The sequence below is a fragment of the Sediminibacillus terrae genome (genome assembly GCF_009602435.1).
Taxonomy (GTDB): Bacteria; Bacillota; Bacilli; order Bacillales; family Amphibacillaceae; genus Sediminibacillus; species Sediminibacillus terrae.
Window position 1 is genome coordinate 369,027 of the sequence record NZ_VZDQ01000024.1, and the last position, 18,806, is coordinate 387,832.

Here is an 18,806-nt window from a genome sequence, read left to right on the forward strand (position 1 = left end):
TACTTGCGGGACAGCCTACTTTTCAATGCTGTTGCTTTATTTTCTTATGAATCCAAATGGCTGCTTGCATGCCGTCACCCATGGCGATGGTTACTTGTTCCGAGTGGGCGACGATATCTCCGGCAGCAAAGACGTTTTCGACATTCGTCATCTTGGTTCTGGGGTCTACAAGAATGTGCTTGTTTTTGTATAATTCGACGCCCAACTGCTCGGCGAGCTGGGATCGTACTTCATTACCGCCCATTGCTACAAAGGCATGATTCGTTTCCAGATTGCTGCCGTCCTCGAGCTTCACGCCTCTGATTTGATATCCATCGGCCTTCAATTCAACAATCGATTGGTCAATCGGTTTAATACCTCGGGAATCAAGTTTGCTTTGCATCTCCTCTTCAATCGGCTGTCGTCCATGATTGATCAACTGGATTTGGCTGGTCCAATTGGTCAATGCGAGCGCCATTCCTGCCGCCGCATTGCCGGAGCCAATGACAACCACCTTTTTATCCAGCACTTCATACCCGTCGCAATCAGGGCAAATATAAACGCTAATACCGAGACAAGGCAGCAATTGTTCAAGTTCCGGCAAATGGTCCTTGATCCCCGTTGCAATCAAAATCGTCTTTGTTTCGTGATTACTGTTACTAGTAGCAACAGAAAATAACTGGTCCTGCTTGTTGACCTGCTCTACGGTTTCTTCAATAAAGTTTACTCCGAGCTCTTCGGCCTGTAGCCGACCGGTACGGCGCAAGGTGGCACCGCTTATCCCTTCTGGCCAGCCAAGAATATTATGATAACAGCGGCAAAGACTGGACCGGCCGTCTGCGGCATCGAAAACCAGAACATTGTCACGGTAACGGCCCAACTGAATAGCCGCCTGCAGCCCGGCGATTCCGCCACCGATAATGATACAATCGTAAGCCACTATTCCGCCTCCATTCATCACGAGTTGTTGTCATTAGTGTAAACAGAAGCTGTAGTTTCACGGCTGTTAGTTTTTAACAAAGAGAAACGTTCCTGTTGTGCAGTTAAAGAACAAGAAACATTAACAATGGAATCGTGATGATGCTCAGCAATGTACTGAGCAGCGTAGCACTTGATACGAATCCAGGTTTTGTTTGGAATTGCAGGGCATAAATCGTGGTGTTCGCTGCCGTCGGAGTAGCTGCCGTCAATATCATGATCGCTTTGACCATATTGTCGACCGGTAAAAAGAATGCAATCGCGAACGCTATGACCGGGGCAAGAAGCAGTTTGATCGACAGTGAAGCACCCAACTTTCGATAATCCAATTGTTTCAAGGAAATACTGGCAAGCTGCATCCCCAAAACAATCATTACAGTCGGAATTGTTGCATCGGCCACCATGCTGACTGCCGACATCACTTGGTCTCCGATTCCGATTTGCAATCCATTCGACAGCAGCCCCAATATCGCGCCATAGACAATCGGTACTTTGACCACTTCCTTCAAAGGGGAAAATGACTGTCCGCCCTGATCACTGCCCTTGGCAGCATAGTAAATGCCTGCCGTACACATGATCAACTGCTGCAAAACCATCAAAATTACCGCGTAATGAAAACCTTCCTCCCCGAAAAGAAGCAATATCAACGGCGCTCCGTAATTCCCGTTATTCATAAACGCAGAGGCAAGGATAAAGCCACTGGTCGTATTTTTATCCCAACGATTGAGCCAAGCAAGAAGATAGCAAATCACAATGGATACCGCACATAACACGACTAAATAAATGCTCAAATAAACATAATCCAGCGTAATTTCATTCTGATAAAACGTCCGAAAAGCCAAAAAAGGTGACATTAGATAAATGGCAATGGTCGAAACAGGCTTTAACTCGAACTTCCATACTTTCTGCCCGATGAAACCAAGAGCGAACACTCCAAAAATCGGGATAAGGACTCCAAAGAATTCCACCATTCTCCCCCCTACATAAGAAAAGGGACCTTTTTCAGATCCCTTTACAGTTTTATTCCTTATTGATTGTGCCACCATTTTCAGAAATCACTTGCTGGTACCAGAAAAAGCTGTTTTTCCTGATCCGTCGTAAATCTTTTTCCCCTTCTTCGTCGCGATTGACATAAACGAAGCCGTACCGTTTCTGATAGCCGTTCAGCCAGCTCAGCAAATCGGTGAACGACCAGACACAGTATCCGAGCAAATCCACCCCGTCCGTTATCGCCTGCTGACACTGCTGCAAATGACTTTTTATATAGTCTATCCGATAATCATCCTTGATGACGTCATTATCCTCTAATTGATCGAACTCACCCAGTCCGTTTTCGCTTATCAAAATCGGAAGTCCGTACCGGCTTGTAATCCGGCGCATACCGATCCGCAGGCCGACAGGATCGATCTCCCAATCCCAATTGGTCGCTTCCAGGTTCGGATTTTTCTTGGTTTTGTACAATCCAGGAATACCTGTTTCCGGTGTCGTGCCCTTTTTTCCTGACGTGTTCATTCCACCGGAACCTACTCCCCCTTCCAGAGGATTGTGTTCATATGTAGTCGTCCGGTAATAATTGACCCCCATGAAGTCGGGCTTTCCTTGTGCCAGCAGTTCCAAATCGCCGTCTTCCATTTCAGGGGCCAATCCGTTCCGCTCCAAATAGTCCCATGCTGCCTTAGGGTATTTCCCCCAAGCGTACACATCCATCCACCAGTGGCTTAAGAACTCCTCGGCATTCTCAGCTGCCAACACATCCTCCGGTTTGGAAGAATAAGCATAGGCAGGGCTGTACGCGAAACTCGGTCCTATCTTGCCGTTCGGCACATATTTATGGAAGTCGGAAATCACCTTGGCATTGGCAAGACTGGCATGATGGTTTGCCTGATACATCCGCTTCCGATCCTGGACGCCGGGGGGATGCAAGGCGAGCTGATAACCCAAACTGATGAAAACATTTTGCTCATTGAGACTGACCCAATACTTTACCCGATCACCAAGCCGCTTGAACAACGTGACACTGTATCGGTAGAAGTCATCAATCACCTGTCGTGATTCCCATCCGCCGTATTGATCCTGGAGCGCCTGCGGCAAATCCCAGTGATACAACGTGACGATCGGTTCAATGTCGTGTTTGAGCAGTTCATCGACCAGCTGATCATAAAAATCGAGACCCTGCTCGTTTACTTCCCCGTGTCCGTCCTTTATGACCCGTGGCCAGGAAACGGAGAAACGATAAGATTTCAAGCCCATCTCCGCCATTAATCGGACATCTTCCCGCCAGCGATGATAATGGTCTACTGCCACATCACCATTGGTACCCTTATATGTTTTGCCAGGTATCCGGACGAACTCGTCCCATATCGATGGAGATTTACCTTCTTCGTTCCATGCCCCTTCGATTTGATAGGCTGCCGAAGCAGCTCCCCATAAAAACCCATCTGGAAATGCTTGCAACTGCTTATGTAACATTTCATTTCCTCCTCTTTCGGATCATATTTCCTTCTACTTCGCCTTCCGTTTCCTGCCTGCTTTTTTTATCACCTGGTTGATTACTTCAGAAAACACAAGCCCAATGGCAATCGCTCCTGAAATCAATCCCGCTTTTGCAGCCAGTTGGACCCCTGCATTATAGTCATTCTCCACGAGATTGCGCATGGCGTCATAAGCCAGTCCACCTGGTACCAGCGGAATGATGCCAGAAACGTTGAAAATGATTACAGGTGTTTTATAATATTTTGCACATACTTTGCTTAACCCGCCGACCAAAAATGCACCTGCTAGTGTTGCCGGGACTGCATCGGTCCCCTCGGATGCCAATCCATAATACAGTACCCAGCCAAGCATCCCGACCAATCCGCATTGTATCAATGCTTTGCGGGGTGCGTTGAAAAGCACGCCGAAGCCGGCGGCTGCTATAAAGCTGGTGATCAGCTGTTCTCCCATACCATCCAAACCTTTCTATCAAACAAATGAAATTCCGACAGCGATCCCAGCACCGATGGCACATGCTGTCAGCAGCGCCTCTGCACCTTTGGATAAGCCGGCAACGAGATGCCCGGCCATCAAATCGCGGACAGCGTTGGTGATCAATAAACCTGGTACCAGCGGCATGACAGCCCCAATGATTATTTTATCCATTTCAGCGCCAAGCTGGAGGTGAATAAACAGAAGGGACAACAGACCGATAATCACAGATGCCAGAAACTCAGCAAAAAAGCGGATTTCCACCCAATCATGAAATCTTTCCATTGCCAAATAGCCGGCAGCACCGGCCAACATCGCCGGTACAAAATCAAGCCAGCTCCCATCAAACATGATTGCAAAGCAGCCGCTTACCAGTGCCGCTGCAATCACTTGGAAGAAGAGCGAAAAGCTATAACTGTCCAAATCGGTTTGTTTCAGCTGATCATTTGCTTCCGCCATGGAAAGCTCGCCGTTTGTAACCTGCCGCGATATACTGTTGACAATGGCTATTTTATGCAAGTCCGTCGAGCGTTCGGAAATCCGCATGAAATTGGTCGGGTCCGTTCCGTCTATGGAAAAGATAATGCCTGTGGGAGTTACATAGCTTTGAGAGGCAGTCTTTCCGAATGAAGCAGCAATCCGCTGCATGGTATCCTCGACGCGGTGTGTTTCTGCCCCGCTTTGCAGCATGATTTTCCCTGCCAGCAGGCAGACACTCGTAATACTTGGCGGTGTTGATTTTACATCCATATCCATCTTCTCCGTAATCAGCTTATATTGGTATTATAAGAGCAAATACTGACGAAAAACAATGACAACGGACTGCTTTTCCATAGCCGGGAATAAAGAATGTCATTTTCGGCATCCTGGTACCTGATCAGAGAGACTCAAAGCTTCATATGATTACTGGATAAGATATCAAAGCAATTAAATAACGAAGTTTTTTTATATCCATATAATCCCCTTTTTATAATCATCGCCAACTACCAATTCACATATTATCATATTTTTTCTAACACGCTTTTATGTGTTATAATAGTTATAACAATTATAACAAGGATGTGATCTTTTGGAACAATTCGATAGAAAAGTTACTAAGATTGGAAATAGTCTTGGCATTACCCTCCCCACTGAATTACTTAAACAAGTTGGTTTAGCCCAGGGAGATGATATCCAAGTTGAAGTTAAAGATGGAAAAATTGTGTTGAGAAAAAAAGAACAGATAACACTTCCTGAAGGCGTTGATGCTGAATTCATGGATGTTTTAAATGACGTCATAAAAGAGCATGACAAGGCATTTAAAGGGTTAGTAGATAGATGATGTGTGAAGTCATTTATTTAACGACAAATCAAGTTATCGCTATTAATACCGTTCAAATTCGACTATATTCCCCTGCTGAGCCAACTGGAGTTAAAGATCCAAAATTACTTGACTCAGCTTTAAATCGTCCTAAACAATCAGTGTTTGGTAGTGACGCTTATCCTACAATTTATGAAAAAGCAGCTGCACTTTTCGAATCAATTGCAAAAAACCACGCTTTTCATAATGCGAATAAACGAACGGCTTTAGCTTCATTAATTGTTTTCCTGAAAATAAACCATCATCTTTGGACGATGGGAATTGAAGAAGAACAAGATTTCATAGTTGATGTTGTTAATCATAAATTCACGTTTGAAGAAATAGTTTCAACGATTAAAAATCATACAGAAAGACTTTAAATCGATTCCCGATTTAATTTGAGAATGGACTTTTAAAGTTTTTACAGGAAGTCTGTATTCCAGAAACACCTCCATTAGCACAGTAGAAAAAACCTTATTCTTGCCTAGTTTTCCTGAATCCATAAAAGGTACGTGATGAACGATTAGCAAGTCTTATGTTTATATGCATTTATTATTGGTAAATCAGGCGGACTAATATTAGAAGGAAGTTCAGTCAAATTAAAAAACTTTAATTCTTGAACTTCATTTTCTTCTCTTCTTAATCCTCCCTCATAGTCCCTGCATATGTAAGCTGTCACCACATTATATACTTCATCTCCATGAGGATATTTATAGTAAAAATCTTGTCCTGAAAAGACATTGAATAAAATTAATTGATTTGCTGTCAAACCAGTCTCTTCAAATAATTCCCTTTTAGCTACTTCTTCTAACGTTTCTCCAATCTCTAACGAGCCTCCAGCTAATCCCCAACAATGATTGTCCTTACGAAGTTGTAATAATAACTCACCATTTTCATTTACAAGAATTACACAGGCACCAGTCATAATTAAAGGGCGACTACCCACTATTTTCCTTAAATCCATAATATATCCCATAACTTCCTCCGATTTTGTGCTTACCTTTACTTCCACATAAAAAGCCACTAATCCTGCTTGGATCAGTAGCTGGTTTTCTTTAATATTGCATCGTTACTTTTAGTGAAGACAATCACAAAGACGCCAAAAAGAAAAAGACAGCAGTGAAATTTTGATTCCTTACTGGTTGGCTTGAAATAGGAAAGAATTTAGCATTTGATAAACGAGTAGAACAAATGCCTATTTCAGCGTGTCAAATGTCTAACTACACAACGGTTGAGATGTTGCGGAGTGCATAAAAAGAGACCTCGTAATAGAGGTCAATAAATTGCTTTTGTACTGTAATATACCCATCGTCTTTAAGTCTTGTAATTTCAGTGGATTTCTTTACTCCGCAGGTGGATATTTTTGGAACCCCACTTTCTAAAAATCTTCTTTTACCTTAACAAGCCCTTTATGGCTTTTTGATTAAAAAAATAAAAAACCGGTTGACTCTCACGTTACGTGATAGCTTATCGTTACAAAGGAAGGGAGGTTTTAAGCCATGGGAATGACAGTAAAACAAGTCGCCGATCTAGTCGGAATCAGTGTGCGCACACTCCATCATTATGATGAAATCGGATTGCTGCCTCCATCTGACATATCTTCCGGAGGGTACAGAATCTATTCCGACAAGGATTTAGAGCAGCTCCAACAAATTCTCTTTTATAAGGAACTCGGATTTTCTTTAAAGCGGATCAGTGAAATAGTAAACGCCCCTTCCTTCAACCGCCAAGAAGCCCTGGAGACCCAGCATAGCATGCTGCTGGAAAAAAGGCGCCGGCTCGATAACATGATTGCATTGGTCGCACAGACAATTCAATCAGCAAAAGGAGAGATTGAAATGACGAATGAAGAAAAGTTTGCCGGGTTTGATTTCAGCCAAAACCCTTATGAGCAAGAAGCACGGGATCGATGGGGAAATAAGGCCGTCGATGACTCGAAGCAAAAAATCGGAAACATGACGAAAGAAGAGCAGCAGGCTCTGGGTGAAGAAATGAATAAGATTTACCGGTGCCTTGCCGGCTTACGCCACCAAGACCCTGCATCAGATGAAGCACAGACTGCTATTGGAGACTGGTTCCATTTGTTGAACAGGATGGGCAGCTATTCGCCCGATGCCTTCAAGGGGCTGGGCCAAATGTATGTCGACGATGAGCGGTTCACGAAAAACATCGACCGGTTCGGACCGGGCCTTGCCATATTCATGCGGGATGCCATGGCGGTTTTTGCCGACAACCGCAAATGATCAGTAATGAAAACCCAGGTGCCATGAAGGGACCTGGGTTTCTTTTTTCTGTTTGCATATTACGTTTTTTTCTTCACATTGTGAACGGCATCTTCATGTTGTTTCATGTGAATCACGAGAAGCGCCCTTCCGTCCGGGAAGCACAAAGAAATCATCGATATGCGTATAATCACCCGCCATACGCCCAATCACCTTTAATGCTTCCGGATCCACTTTATCTTTTTCCATATATACTTCATCCTGGATATGGAAACAAACCAGCCTGCCCAGCACGAGACTGTTGCTTCCGATATCGATGATACGATCGAGCTCACATTCCATTTGAACAGGAGCAACTACAACGCGCGGAGGACTTACCTTCTCACCCGGAACGGCTGCAAGGCCGGTTATCGAGAATTCGTCCGTTTCAGGAGGATGTGCTTTGCTTGTTTCATGCATTTGATTGGCAAGCTGTTCATTGACAATGTTGACGACAAATGCTTTTGTAGTCCGGACATTTTCCAGCGTGTCCTTTACTCTTCCTGATCCACCGACAGAAAAACAAAGGGTGATCGGGTCCATGGAAGCCACGGTGAAAAAGCTGAAAGGTGCCAAATTGGGGATGCCTTCTTCATTGTTTGTCGACACCCAGGCAATCGGACGTGGAACTACCGCTCCCTTGACCAGCTTGCTCATGTCTCGTTCTGTAAATTGCGATTGCTCAATTTTCATCCCTATTCTCCCTCGTCTTTTGACTGTCTTCCTTATTCTGGAACAGTTTTTTCTCCCGCCATTTTCCATAGCGGTAATAAAGGAAAGCAAACAAGCTGCTGATAACGAAACTTATACCCATTCCAAAGGCGATACCGGTTTCCCCTAGTAGTTCCGAACATAAGTAGGTCAGCGGATAACGCAACACCCAGAAAGAGATAATATTCAGGATAAGCACCTGATACATGGCCCCTGCTGCACGTACCGTTCCATTCAGGATAAAATTGATTCCCAAAAAAGGATAAAAGAAAGCAACGATGCGTAAATAGTGACTGCCGAATTGCACCGGTCCTGGCTCCTGAATAAACAATTTGATAGCGACTTCAGCCATTATCACCAGCAACAGGGCCAACAGAAGCATGATTCCCAAGTTATACAACAGCCCGTATGTTGTAATTTTGCTAACCCGGTCCCATTTGCGTACGCCGATGTTTTGTCCGGCCATGCTGTTGACAGCCGTTCCAACGCTTGGGCAGGAAGCATGATGACACTGTCCAGGCGCTGAGCAGCGCTGAAGCCTGCGACCACCGCTTCTCCATGAGATGTCACCACACTCATGATCGCCGCCACTCCAGCAGATATGACCGACATCTGCAATCCCGAAGGTACGCCAAGATTCAATATCAACAGTACTTCTTCCCGTTTTGGCAGTTTAGGGACAGTGAATGGCACGAGTTGATGCTTACGTACATAATAAATGCCATATAAAAAAGCGCTTCCCTGGGACAGAATGGTTGCATAAGCAGCCCCATCCACTCCTAATCCAAACCCGCTGATCAACAGTGGATCCAAAAAAATATTCAAGACTACTGCAATCGTGACGAATCGAAGCGGAGTCCGGCTGTCTCCAACCGCTCGCAGTACGGTGCCAATGAAGTTATACCCCAATAAGAAAAGGATACCGAGCGCATTGATCCGCAAGTATGTGACTGCTTCTCCCATCATGGCCTCCGGAGTGCCGAGCAAACCCAATATTGTCTCGGCGAAAAGGAAACCTACGATTCCCAGGAAAATGGCCATGGCCGTCAGCACTACAACAAAAGCATTGAGATAACGCTTCAATCCCTCTTCATTGTCTTTTCCTTTTTGCTGGGACAGAATCGTCAGAGTGGCATTATTTATTCCGATAATAAAAGATAAGATAGTAAAGATGACCGTACTGGAAACGGCGACCGCGCCTAACGCATTTCCACCGAGCAAGTTTCCCACCCACAAACTGTCCGTAAACTGATACGAAACCTGCAGCAGGTTGGTGAAAATGATCGGAGCCGAAAACGCCAGCATCTGTTTCACTATGTTACCTTCCGTAAAATCTTGTTGTCTGCTCAATAGTAAGACTCCCTTAGCTCGTCTTTCTCCTCATCTTATCACGGTGATAACAGAAAATCATGAAGCATGGCTTGGCAGTGGGAAAGAATACACAAAACCTATCGAGGATCAGAAACCATGTAAGGTTTTCTCACCGAACTGCTGTCAGTTCGAACAGCATCTTTTAAAATAAGGATATATTAACGACGAAGGAGCGCTGAAATGGCTTTTTTGAGAGAAGCGGTCGACAAACAAAAGCGGGCAATGATCCAACAGTTGGTAGTTGAAGGACTAATCAGTATCGATGACCGGGACATCTATCAAAAAACGATCAGTGAACTGGCGGATGAGTATGCGGATGTTGCAGCTGTTTCCCAATTGACCAGAAAAGCTGCAGAGAAAAATACCAGGCGAAAAGGAGTATCGATCCATGATTGATCAGGAGGCAGTGGACTTAGCAAAAAAGATCGTCGAGCTTGATTTGAAAAGGGATGAAACATGGGAGAACTTGGCTGCCCTTGCCGGAGATAAAGCGCATGAGTTACTGCGCAGAGTCCAGAACAGCTAAACATTAAAAACGACTAAGACAAAGGCGCACACCCAAAACAGAAAAACCGGACAATCATTCGAAAACCCCCAGCATTCGAACTTGTTCGGTTTTTCTGTTGTAATTATTCGTATAACGAAAAATGAACTGAAATAGCAGGCGGAGTACTACCGCTATCTGATAAATGTTTTTTCCAAGTGAATGTATGTTATGTCCCGACCCTCACTTTTCATAGCTGCCTTTGTAAAAATTTGTGAGTCGCTCCGGTTAATAATGCAACACCAAGCGGCAGCACCTCTTCATTCAAGGTGAAGTTGGGACTGTGAAGAGGAAAGTTTTCCTTGTCCTTCCATCCGCATCCCAAGAACGCCATGGCACTGGGCAACTCACTCGCAATGTGACTGAAATCTTCCCCTCCCATGCCATAAGGGGCTTCATAAATTTCTTGATCAGGGAAAAGAGTCTGAGCAGTTTCCTTCCATAACTCCACCAGTTTTCCATCATTGGACAGAGCCGGCTCACCGTTTTCAATATGCAACTGATAAGAGCCACCAAAAAGCCGTGCAGAAGCGGCAACGGCCTCCAACTCCTCGACAAGCTGTCGCCTTATCCTTTCTGTATAGGCCCGCACCGTCCCCTTGATCGTCACCTGATCGGGAATGACATTAAAAGCAGTCCCGCCACTTATACTTCCTACACTAACGGCGGCAACTCCGAGCGGATCGATTCTTCGGCTGATCAATCCATATAGTCCTTGCAGCACACTAGTCGCAATCCACACCGGGTCGATTGTCTGGTGCGGGTAGCCGGCATGCCCGCCATTTCCTTGGATTGTCAGGAAAAAGTTATCAACACTGGCCATGCTCGGTCCAGCATTCACTTGCAGGTCCCCTGTATTTCGCCAAGGACACATATGAAGAGCAAGGGCGCCCTCTACATCTTCGAGCACTCCCGCCTCCAGAAAGTAAGGTGCACCGGTCAAGCCATGGTCATCGGTATCTTCCTCTGCAGGTTGAAACAGGAATTTGATCGTTCCATTGGGAAGCAATCCAGCATGAAAATCTTCCGTAAGCAGTCGCGCAGCGCCGAGCAAAATTGCCGTATGTGCGTCATGACCGCATGCATGCATCACGCCATCAATAGCCGAAGCGAAAGGAAGTCCGGTTGTTTCCTGAATCGGCAATGCATCCATGTCAGCACGTAAAGCGAGGACGGGACCGGCTCCATTTTTCAATACGGCCACAATCCCGTAACCGGCAATTCCTTTTTGTATTTCGATTCCTTGCAGTTCTTCCAAACGGGCAGCCACAAACGCACTCGTCCTCTCTTCCTGAAAACTAAGTTCCGGAAATTGATGCAAATAACGCCGCCATTCGATTAGTTCCTGCTTTATCCCTGCCGCCCGTTCTTTAAGTTTCTCCTCATAATCAGGCATTCCTGCCCACCTCTCCCTCAACTGTTCACCAATACCTCTTCGGGTATAGAACGGAAAGCCTGCTCCAGGTCTTCCAGTAAATCTTCTATATCCTCAATGCCGGCAGAGTAGCGGATCAATCCTTCCGGAATCCCCATGGCCGCCCGCTCTTCTGGGGTGCACTCGACATGACTAGTCGTTCTGGAAGGGCCTACGATCGTTTCCACTGAACCAAGGTTGGCCGCCCGATTGGCGTATTTCAATTTTGGCAGCAAGTGTCGTACGGTATCCACACCGCCTTTAACGGCGAAGCTGAGCATTCCCCCGTATCGTTCCATTTGCCGTGAAGCAATTTCATGTCCCGGATGGTCTTCTAGACCAGGGTAGTAAACAGACTCTACAATATCTTTTGTTTTCAGATACTTGGCGACAGCCATGGCATTTTCACATTGCCTATCGATGCGCAGCTTCAACGTTTTCATCCCGCGAAGCAGCAGGTATGCTGCCATCGGATCGAGCGTAGCCCCGTTGATTTCCCGATAGTGGTACACTTGGCCGACAAGTTTTTTGCTGCCGCAAAGTGCACCACCGAGTGCATCGGCGTGGCCTCCCAGGAACTTCGTCGCACTATGGATGACCAAATCCGCTCCAAGCTCCAGCGGCTGCTGGTTGATCGGCGTGGCGAACGTATTGTCAACAATGACCAGCGCCCCTGCTTGCTTACCCGCCGTCGCCATTCTTTCAATATCGGTTATTTTCACTGTCGGATTGGTCGGCGTTTCCAAGTACAATACCTTGCAGCCTTTCGCCACCTCCTTTTCGATGGCTTCATGGTCGCCCGTTTCACAAAGGATCACCTCGACTTGCTGACGGGGAAGGAATTCCGTGAAAATTTTATTGGTGCCGCCATACGTATCCTTGATGGACACAACTCTGTCTCCCGGACTGAGAAAAGTTCCCAACGTATTGCTGATGGCAGCCATGCCGGTCGAGAAGCTGGTAGCGGCTTCTGCATTTTCCAGACAGCGGATTTTTTCCTCGAATGCTTGGACGGTCGGATTCGTGTTCCTGCCGTATATATGTCCCGGCTTGTTGCCAACCGCCACCTCGTACCATTCATCCATATCATCGTAACCAAACGATACACTATGAACGACAGGAACTTGCGTTGCACCAAAAGCCAGCGATTCCTTTTCCCCTGCCCATATCGCCTGTGTCCCTTTCCTGATATCTGTCATCACGACTCCTCCTTTTTTTGATTTAAAGTTTAACTGATTTTACCGTCTGAAGGATTGAGAAACACGGAATCCCGTATGATCACTTCCCTTGGATAGTTGGTAAACGTCTCACAGCCGGTTTCGGTGATCCGGATGGTTTCGCTTATTTCTATCCCGAAATGTTCCAACCACAGTGCAGGTATCAGATGAAACGTCATATTAGGCTGTAAAATCGTCTTGTCGCCACTGCGAAGACTCGCCGTATGCTCTCCCCAGTCCGGCGGATAGTTCAATCCGACCGAATAACCGAGCCTTGCTTCTTTCACGATGCCATGCCGCTGTATCGATTGCTTCCATATCCCGTTTACTTCTTCGCACGTCATGCCTGGAGCTATTCTTTGCAGAACTTCACTCAGGCCTTCTGTCACATAGGATGCGGTTGTAAGGATTTTTTCGTTTGGCTTACCAATGGCAACCGTCCTCGCCAACGGTACGTGGTATCGTTTATAGCAGCCAGCTATTTCTATGCTGACCGTCTCTCCCTCCTGAAAGCGATCATCCGACCAGGTCAGATGAGGGACGGCCGTATTTTCACCTGTCGGAAGAAATGGCACGATAGCCGGATAATCACCGCCATACTGCTCGGTACCTGCTACCATATGGTAATAAAGTTCGGCAGCAGTGTCGCACTGCCTGCCACCAGGTTTAACCGTTGTAATCCCTTTGGTCATCGCCTGTTCCACAATTTTTCCCGCACGGCGCATATATTCGATTTCCTGATCCGACTTAATCAGCCGGATATGATTGACCAGCAAGTCTGCGTCTTGGAAAACTGCATCCGGTAAATGCCTCACCAGCTGGGAAAACGCCTTGGCAGTAAAATAATAGTTATCCATTTCCACCCCGATGCGGCGGTTGCCCTGCCCGATTTGTTTCAGTATATCCGCAATGAAGGCCATGGGATGATGTGTGGTGGAATGAACGTAATAATCCGGGTAGTCAATGACATTTTCATCATAAAGCCATGTTCCTGATTTGGCTCCGGCTGCATCCATATGCCTTCCGATCCATAACGGCTGGGGCTGGTCCAGTATAATCACAACCATTTGGTGAACGTAAAATGACCAGGCATCGTAACCGGATAAGTAATTCATATTGGCCGGATCGGTAATGAGCAGCACCTCGATACCCTGTGCTTCCATTTGCTGCTTCGTCTCCATCAGTCGTTTCTGGTACTCCAAAATATCAAAGGGAAGCAATCCCACCCCTCCTTCAGTTATTAATTTTCTCACTATTATGATAATTCATTGGAGAGGCCGACTGCGATATGCAGGATGTATGATGTTGGGGAACAGGACGTTATACAACTTTTTGGAAGAGCGGCAGACCTTCCGATCAAATAAGTTTTTTCCTTTTCATTTTGAGTTTTTATCGCCTCGATGAAGGGATTTTTTCCCGTTTCTCTTCCTTCACTGTGGATTCCTTTGACCCGAGACAGAGATGATATTTCAAAATGCCCTTTTAACCCATGAAAAAACCTTCCATCCTGGAAGGCATTGTTCACTCTATTTTTTGCATCATCCAAAGCCGTACACTCAGCTCCAGCAGGAACAAATCATCCGGATCAACAAGCGAAAGTTGTGTCAGGGATTCGATATTGCGCAGGCGGTGCAGCAAGGACTGCCTGTGTAGGTTCAAAGAACGGGCGGTCTGACTGACATTGCCCTTATGCTGATTGTAAGCGAGAAAAGTCCGGATTAAATCGGTCTTTCGTTTTTTATCGTATTCGATTAATGGGGAAACGGTTTGGCTGACTATTTCCACGATCGCTTCATCGCCTGCAAAATTCATTAACAAACGGTTGATTTTCGTATCTTCAAAAAAAGTCCTGCCACCAGGTCCATGTTGTTTTCTCCCGATTTCCAGCGCCGTTTTTGCCTCCTGATAGCTCTCTTTAAAACAAGCAATCCCGTTGTCATGTTTACCTGCTCCCCAGGAAATGGCAAGAATCGGCAAGAAAGCATACAATCGTCTTTCCACAATGTCGAGAAATTGATTGGCCGCTTTATAATACAGGTTTTCACTGTCCTCCAGGTAAATGATCACTTCCCCGTCCTCAAAGGTCGCCATCGTCCTTCTGTTCAATACGGCACCCGCATTGGTGATCTCTTTTTGCAGATTGAAATTGAGGCTTTGGAGCGAAGAGTTGTCCGGATTGTCATTCCGGAAATCGACTTGGTTTTTGTAGGATATTTTTCCGACGAGACAAGTGTATGGAAGGGATAAGTCGTAACCAAGCAGACCCGCTTTTGCAGACTGGGACCCTGTTGGCTGCTCGCTTTTGACCAAATCGAGCACATAGGTATCCTTTAAACGGATCTCTGCCATTTCCACCGCATTTTCTTTGGCGAAATGCAGGGCAAAAGCAGTAAGAGCATGTTCGAGCACATTCATCAGGAACCAGGTTAAAGGTTGGCCTGTTTCGGGCTGGAACAAAAGATACCCTTGAATTTTATGATTGTTCTGGATGGAAAGGCGGTAGCAAGGGCGGCCCTGAAGAAAACCCGGCTCCATATAGTGATAAAGTGGATGGTCATCAACGATACCGTTCGAGGCAGGAAAACGGCTTTGCTGATTGGAAACACCGATTTCAAACAACGCAGCTTCCGCCTCATCGAAACAAGAGTGACAGCGGATATCACCAGCCTCGTTTTGGACGGCAACCGGCATTTGGATATGCCGATACACAAGATCCGTTATATCAGTCAGCCCTTTGTCGTGCAGGACACTGCTGATAAGCTGCTTACGAACTTCTTCCGCCTGGTTTCTTTGTCCTTGTTTATCCTTGTTGATTTCCTGCAATACACTTTGCAGGATATCTCCGAAGCGGACTTCCCATGGCATTTCCACGATGATAAACTGGTGTTCCGCAGCAAGAGAAATAATCCTGTCTGGTATATTGAATACATAGCGCCCCGTGGCAATTCCCAATAGAGAAGCGCCGGATTTGATAACGTCGAGTACAAATTGCTCGAGCCTTTCCGGGTGTTCCTCACACCCAATGCCGGTGCTTAAGACAAATTCATTTTTACGGACAAAATTCTCCACCGGGCCTTCAATCACCGAGACCCATTCGACTTGCTTCCCATCAAGCAATTCTTTCCCCGTTTTTACTGCCGAGGTTTCCATCACCGGCAAGTGGACAATGTCATTCGCTGTCAAACCCATCGAATCACCCCGCCTTAAAGAATCAATCAAAAAATGAACCTGTTATTAAAATATTCTGTTAATAATGATTCTATTATGACGGTTTGATTCTGGCAATTCCCTCAGCCATCTTTTTGCACGCCGAAGCGGGCATTGATTTGACCGCGCATCAGTTCTTTGCGGATTTTTTTGTCCTCCTCCTTCCGTTTTTCTTTTAACATCTCCTGCCTGATTTCAAAAGTTTGGACGCCCTCTTCCCGCTTGTTTGCAATATCGATCAACTGCTCCACATCCGTAAAGGAATACTTTCTATTCCCGCGATGGGTGCGTTCAGGAAATATCAGTTTCCGTTCTTCATAGTAGCGAATCTGCCTTTCAGACAAACCGGTCAGTTCGCTGACAACGCCTATGGTGATTACTTTTCTTTCCTTATAAGATGTGTCCTGTTCCATTTACTCACCACCGCTAGTTAGATTCGTCAACATCTTATTCCTGATTATACATGGCTGTCAAAAGCATTCCTATGTTTATGTAAGATAATCTGACAATAGAAAACGGATATGTGAATAAACTTGACATGAAGGCCGGCATTTTTTCTTATCTATTAGGATGTCGGAGTATAATTTCATGTTACTTGCAAGACTGTACTTCCAGATTTCATGCAAAAAACTCGGACCTTTGCGATTAGAGGACCGAGTTTCAATAGTTAATTATATAATATTCTATTTCATTAAAAACCATATAATGAAAAGTATAACAGCTACGACCAGCCAAATAATGGTTTGCTTCATAATATACCCCCTCTCTCTACATCTTTAGATTTATAAACCATTATAAAGAGTGGATGCATAGCTGGTTTGCGAGTAATTCTACATGAACGAAGGCAAGGTACGCAGACTCCTGCGGGATGAGCGCGAGCTGAAGCCGCGCCCGCGGAAAGCGGAAGTACCTTGCCGGAGTGGGCGTTGCTCTTTTTAAAAGGGAAGGTTAGAACGGTTTACTTTTTATAACTCAAAAACCGGGCGAATTAGTTTTGACCACGATCCATTTGTCCCTGCCTCTTCCATTCTACTATTCAACCATGCTTGTTCAGACCGGCAAACACGCCGCCTTTGTCCATCAACTCCTGATGGGTTCCTTCTTCTTCGATTCCATTTTCCGTGACGACGACAATCCGGTCGGCATTGCGGATCGTTGCCAGGCGGTGCGCAATGATCAACGTCGTTCTATCTTCAGCAAGTTCATTCAACGCCTGCTGGATGATCAGCTCTGTTTCCGTATCCAAAGCAGAAGTTGCCTCATCCAATATTAAAATCGGAGGATTTTTCAAAAACATTCTGGCGATTGCTATCCGCTGTTTCTGTCCTCCGGATAGCTTTAAGCCTCTCTCCCCAACAGGTGTTTCATAACCCAACGGCAAGGATTCGATAAAAGTCTGCAAATGGGCTTTTCGTGCCGCCTCTTCGATTTCCTCGTCACTGGCATCAAGCTTGCCATAAGCGATGTTTTCTTTTAAGGTGCCGGTAAACAAAAACACATCCTGTTGAACGATGCCGATCTGGTCACGCAGCGATTGTTTGCGCAGTTCCCGGATATCCATGTCATCCACGGTGATTCTTCCCTCATCCACATCGTAAAATCTTGGAATCAATGAACATATCGTTGTTTTACCCGCTCCGGAAGGACCGACAAAAGCCACTGTTTGCCCCGCCGGAATTGCTAAATCGATATGAGTCAAAACTTGCTTGGAATGCTCATAGCTGAAAGAAACATCCTCAAATCGGATATTCCCTTTCAATCCACTGATTCTTTTCGCATCCGGCTTGTCTTGCACCTCAGGTATGGTATCGATTAAATCGATAAACCGTTTGAAGCCCGCCATTCCCTTCGGATAGAGCTCCATCAGCGCGCTCACTTTATCAATCGGCTTGAACAATACATTGACGTACAGGACGAATCCCACCAGCTGACCATAGGATAGTTCCCCGGTAAAACTGAGCCAAGCGCCGACGACCAGAACAATCAGCGTGATAAATCTGGTCATCATGTAAATTCCGGACGTTCCGTAGGACATCACTTTATAGGAACGCAGCTTCGCCTTCCGGAAGTTTTGATTATCCTTTTGAAACCGGCTGATTTCATAATCCTCATTGGTAAAGGATTGGACGACCCGCACACCGGAAACACTGTCCTCAACCCTGGCATTGACCTCCGCGATTTCCTTGTACATCTTTCTCCAGGCATCGTTCATTTTAAAATTGCAGTAGGAAATCAGCCAGACCAAGAACGGAACAATGATCAAAATGATGACAGCCAGCTTCATATTGACCGTAAACATGATGATAAAGGCGCCCGTGAATGTCATGATCGAAATAAACAGATCTTCGGGACCGTGATGGGCAAGCTCCCCGATATCGAATAAGTCATTGGTGACACGGCTCATGATATGGCCTGTTTTGGTATTGTCGAAAAAACGGAACGATTGCTTTTGCACATGCTGAAACAGCTGGCGCCGCATATCGGTTTCGATATTGATGCCCAGCTTGTGTCCCCAGTAATTGACAATATATTGCAAAAAGGTACTTAACACATATAACGCAAACAACCCGAAGCTGACCCAGGCAATGGCATTCCAATTATGGGTCGGGAGCAATTTATCGACGAACCTTTGGACTGCCAGCGGAAATGCCAGCTCCAACAAGGCCACAATAATGGCACAGGTGAAATCTATGATAAATAACCTTCGGTGTGGTAGATAATAAGAGAAAAAACGAGAAATCACGTATAGCACTTCCTTTAATTCGACAAGTCTATACGGATTATATGCTTTTACAGGGCTTTAGGCAAGGAAGATATAGTA

Annotated in this window: 18 protein-coding genes and 2 pseudogenes; 6 read left to right on the forward strand and 14 right to left on the reverse strand. The window is 45.7% G+C overall.

Annotated elements, in window-relative coordinates; translation table 11 throughout:
- Positions 1–22: 22 nt before the first annotated feature.
- The 5 genes from F6X55_RS12930 to F6X55_RS12950 form a co-directional block, all read right to left on the reverse strand.
- Positions 23–919, reverse strand: a complete 897-nt coding sequence (locus tag F6X55_RS12930) for an NAD(P)/FAD-dependent oxidoreductase (RefSeq protein WP_153463837.1) — start codon at positions 917–919, stop codon at positions 23–25.
- 103 nt (positions 920–1,022) lie between these two features.
- Positions 1,023–1,925, reverse strand: coding sequence for an AEC family transporter (locus tag F6X55_RS12935; protein ID WP_153463840.1), 903 nt, complete (start codon positions 1,923–1,925; stop codon positions 1,023–1,025).
- A 52-nt stretch (positions 1,926–1,977) separates the two neighbouring features.
- The gene (locus tag F6X55_RS12940) at positions 1,978–3,426 is read right to left on the reverse strand and encodes a glycoside hydrolase family 1 protein (RefSeq protein ID WP_153463843.1); all 1,449 of its coding nucleotides are present in this window, start codon (positions 3,424–3,426) and stop codon (positions 1,978–1,980) included.
- Between the two features lie 33 nt (positions 3,427–3,459).
- Entirely contained in the window at positions 3,460–3,900 is a 441-nt protein-coding gene (locus F6X55_RS12945) for a threonine/serine exporter family protein (protein ID WP_153463846.1), read from the reverse strand.
- An 18-nt stretch (positions 3,901–3,918) separates the two neighbouring features.
- Positions 3,919–4,671 carry a threonine/serine exporter family protein gene (locus tag F6X55_RS12950; RefSeq protein ID WP_026568775.1) on the reverse strand — a complete coding sequence of 251 codons (753 nt, stop codon included), beginning with the start codon at positions 4,669–4,671 and terminating at the stop codon, positions 3,919–3,921.
- A gap of 319 nt (positions 4,672–4,990) precedes the next feature.
- Between F6X55_RS12950 and F6X55_RS12955 the strand changes: the two genes are divergently transcribed.
- Positions 4,991–5,242 carry an AbrB/MazE/SpoVT family DNA-binding domain-containing protein gene (locus tag F6X55_RS12955; RefSeq protein WP_026568776.1) on the forward strand — a complete coding sequence of 84 codons (252 nt, stop codon included), beginning with the start codon at positions 4,991–4,993 and terminating at the stop codon, positions 5,240–5,242.
- A complete protein-coding gene (locus tag F6X55_RS12960) occupies positions 5,239–5,640 on the forward strand; it encodes a type II toxin-antitoxin system death-on-curing family toxin (RefSeq protein WP_153463848.1) in 402 nt (133 codons plus the stop codon). The genes F6X55_RS12955 and F6X55_RS12960 overlap by 4 nt, the downstream gene beginning before the upstream one ends.
- A gap of 143 nt (positions 5,641–5,783) precedes the next feature.
- Here F6X55_RS12960 and F6X55_RS12965 read toward each other — a convergent pair whose 3' ends face one another.
- Positions 5,784–6,236, reverse strand: a complete 453-nt coding sequence (locus F6X55_RS12965; protein ID WP_026568778.1) for an NUDIX hydrolase — start codon at positions 6,234–6,236, stop codon at positions 5,784–5,786.
- 167 nt (positions 6,237–6,403) lie between these two features.
- Between F6X55_RS12965 and F6X55_RS20085 the strand changes: the two are divergent.
- Both F6X55_RS20085 and F6X55_RS12970 read left to right on the forward strand, forming a co-directional pair.
- Positions 6,404–6,514 (forward strand): annotated as a pseudogene (locus tag F6X55_RS20085) (IS1595 family transposase); the annotation flags it as partial.
- Positions 6,515–6,759: 245 nt separating this feature from the next.
- Positions 6,760–7,503: a MerR family transcriptional regulator gene (locus F6X55_RS12970; protein ID WP_153463851.1), complete on the forward strand. Its 744-nt coding sequence runs from the start codon at positions 6,760–6,762 to the stop codon at positions 7,501–7,503.
- A gap of 93 nt (positions 7,504–7,596) precedes the next feature.
- Here F6X55_RS12970 and F6X55_RS12975 read toward each other — a convergent pair whose 3' ends face one another.
- Both F6X55_RS12975 and F6X55_RS12980 read right to left on the reverse strand, forming a co-directional pair.
- Positions 7,597–8,214: a flavin reductase family protein gene (locus F6X55_RS12975; protein ID WP_153463854.1), complete on the reverse strand. Its 618-nt coding sequence runs from the start codon at positions 8,212–8,214 to the stop codon at positions 7,597–7,599.
- Positions 8,204–9,582: pseudogene (locus F6X55_RS12980) on the reverse strand (MATE family efflux transporter). Before F6X55_RS12980 ends, F6X55_RS12975 begins: the two are co-directional and overlap by 11 nt.
- 201 nt (positions 9,583–9,783) lie before the next feature.
- Between F6X55_RS12980 and F6X55_RS12985 the strand changes: the two are divergent.
- Positions 9,784–9,999 carry a Fur-regulated basic protein FbpA gene (locus tag F6X55_RS12985; RefSeq protein ID WP_035426385.1) on the forward strand — a complete coding sequence of 72 codons (216 nt, stop codon included), beginning with the start codon at positions 9,784–9,786 and terminating at the stop codon, positions 9,997–9,999.
- Positions 9,992–10,129, forward strand: a complete 138-nt coding sequence (locus F6X55_RS20090) for a hypothetical protein (RefSeq protein WP_162832893.1) — start codon at positions 9,992–9,994, stop codon at positions 10,127–10,129. Before F6X55_RS12985 ends, F6X55_RS20090 begins: the two co-directional genes overlap by 8 nt.
- A 208-nt stretch (positions 10,130–10,337) precedes the next feature.
- Here the strand turns inward: F6X55_RS20090 and F6X55_RS12990 are convergent, their stop codons facing one another.
- The 6 genes from F6X55_RS12990 to F6X55_RS13015 form a co-directional block, all read right to left on the reverse strand.
- The gene (locus F6X55_RS12990; protein WP_153463856.1) at positions 10,338–11,543 is read right to left on the reverse strand and encodes a M20 metallopeptidase family protein; all 1,206 of its coding nucleotides are present in this window, start codon (positions 11,541–11,543) and stop codon (positions 10,338–10,340) included.
- Between the two features lie 17 nt (positions 11,544–11,560).
- A complete protein-coding gene (locus tag F6X55_RS12995) occupies positions 11,561–12,760 on the reverse strand; it encodes a cystathionine gamma-synthase family protein (protein ID WP_153463859.1) in 1,200 nt (399 codons plus the stop codon).
- A gap of 29 nt (positions 12,761–12,789) precedes the next feature.
- Complete coding sequence (locus F6X55_RS13000) at positions 12,790–13,959, reverse strand: M24 family metallopeptidase (RefSeq protein WP_051382175.1); 1,170 nt, start codon at positions 13,957–13,959, stop codon at positions 12,790–12,792.
- A 340-nt stretch (positions 13,960–14,299) separates the two neighbouring features.
- Positions 14,300–15,967: a PucR family transcriptional regulator gene (locus F6X55_RS13005; RefSeq protein WP_153463862.1), complete on the reverse strand. Its 1,668-nt coding sequence runs from the start codon at positions 15,965–15,967 to the stop codon at positions 14,300–14,302.
- 101 nt (positions 15,968–16,068) lie between these two features.
- A complete protein-coding gene (locus F6X55_RS13010) occupies positions 16,069–16,398 on the reverse strand; it encodes a MerR family transcriptional regulator (RefSeq protein WP_026568785.1) in 330 nt (109 codons plus the stop codon).
- 623 nt (positions 16,399–17,021) lie between these two features.
- Complete coding sequence (locus tag F6X55_RS13015) at positions 17,022–18,728, reverse strand: ABC transporter ATP-binding protein (RefSeq protein WP_026568786.1); 1,707 nt, start codon at positions 18,726–18,728, stop codon at positions 17,022–17,024.
- Positions 18,729–18,806 lie beyond the last annotated feature (78 nt).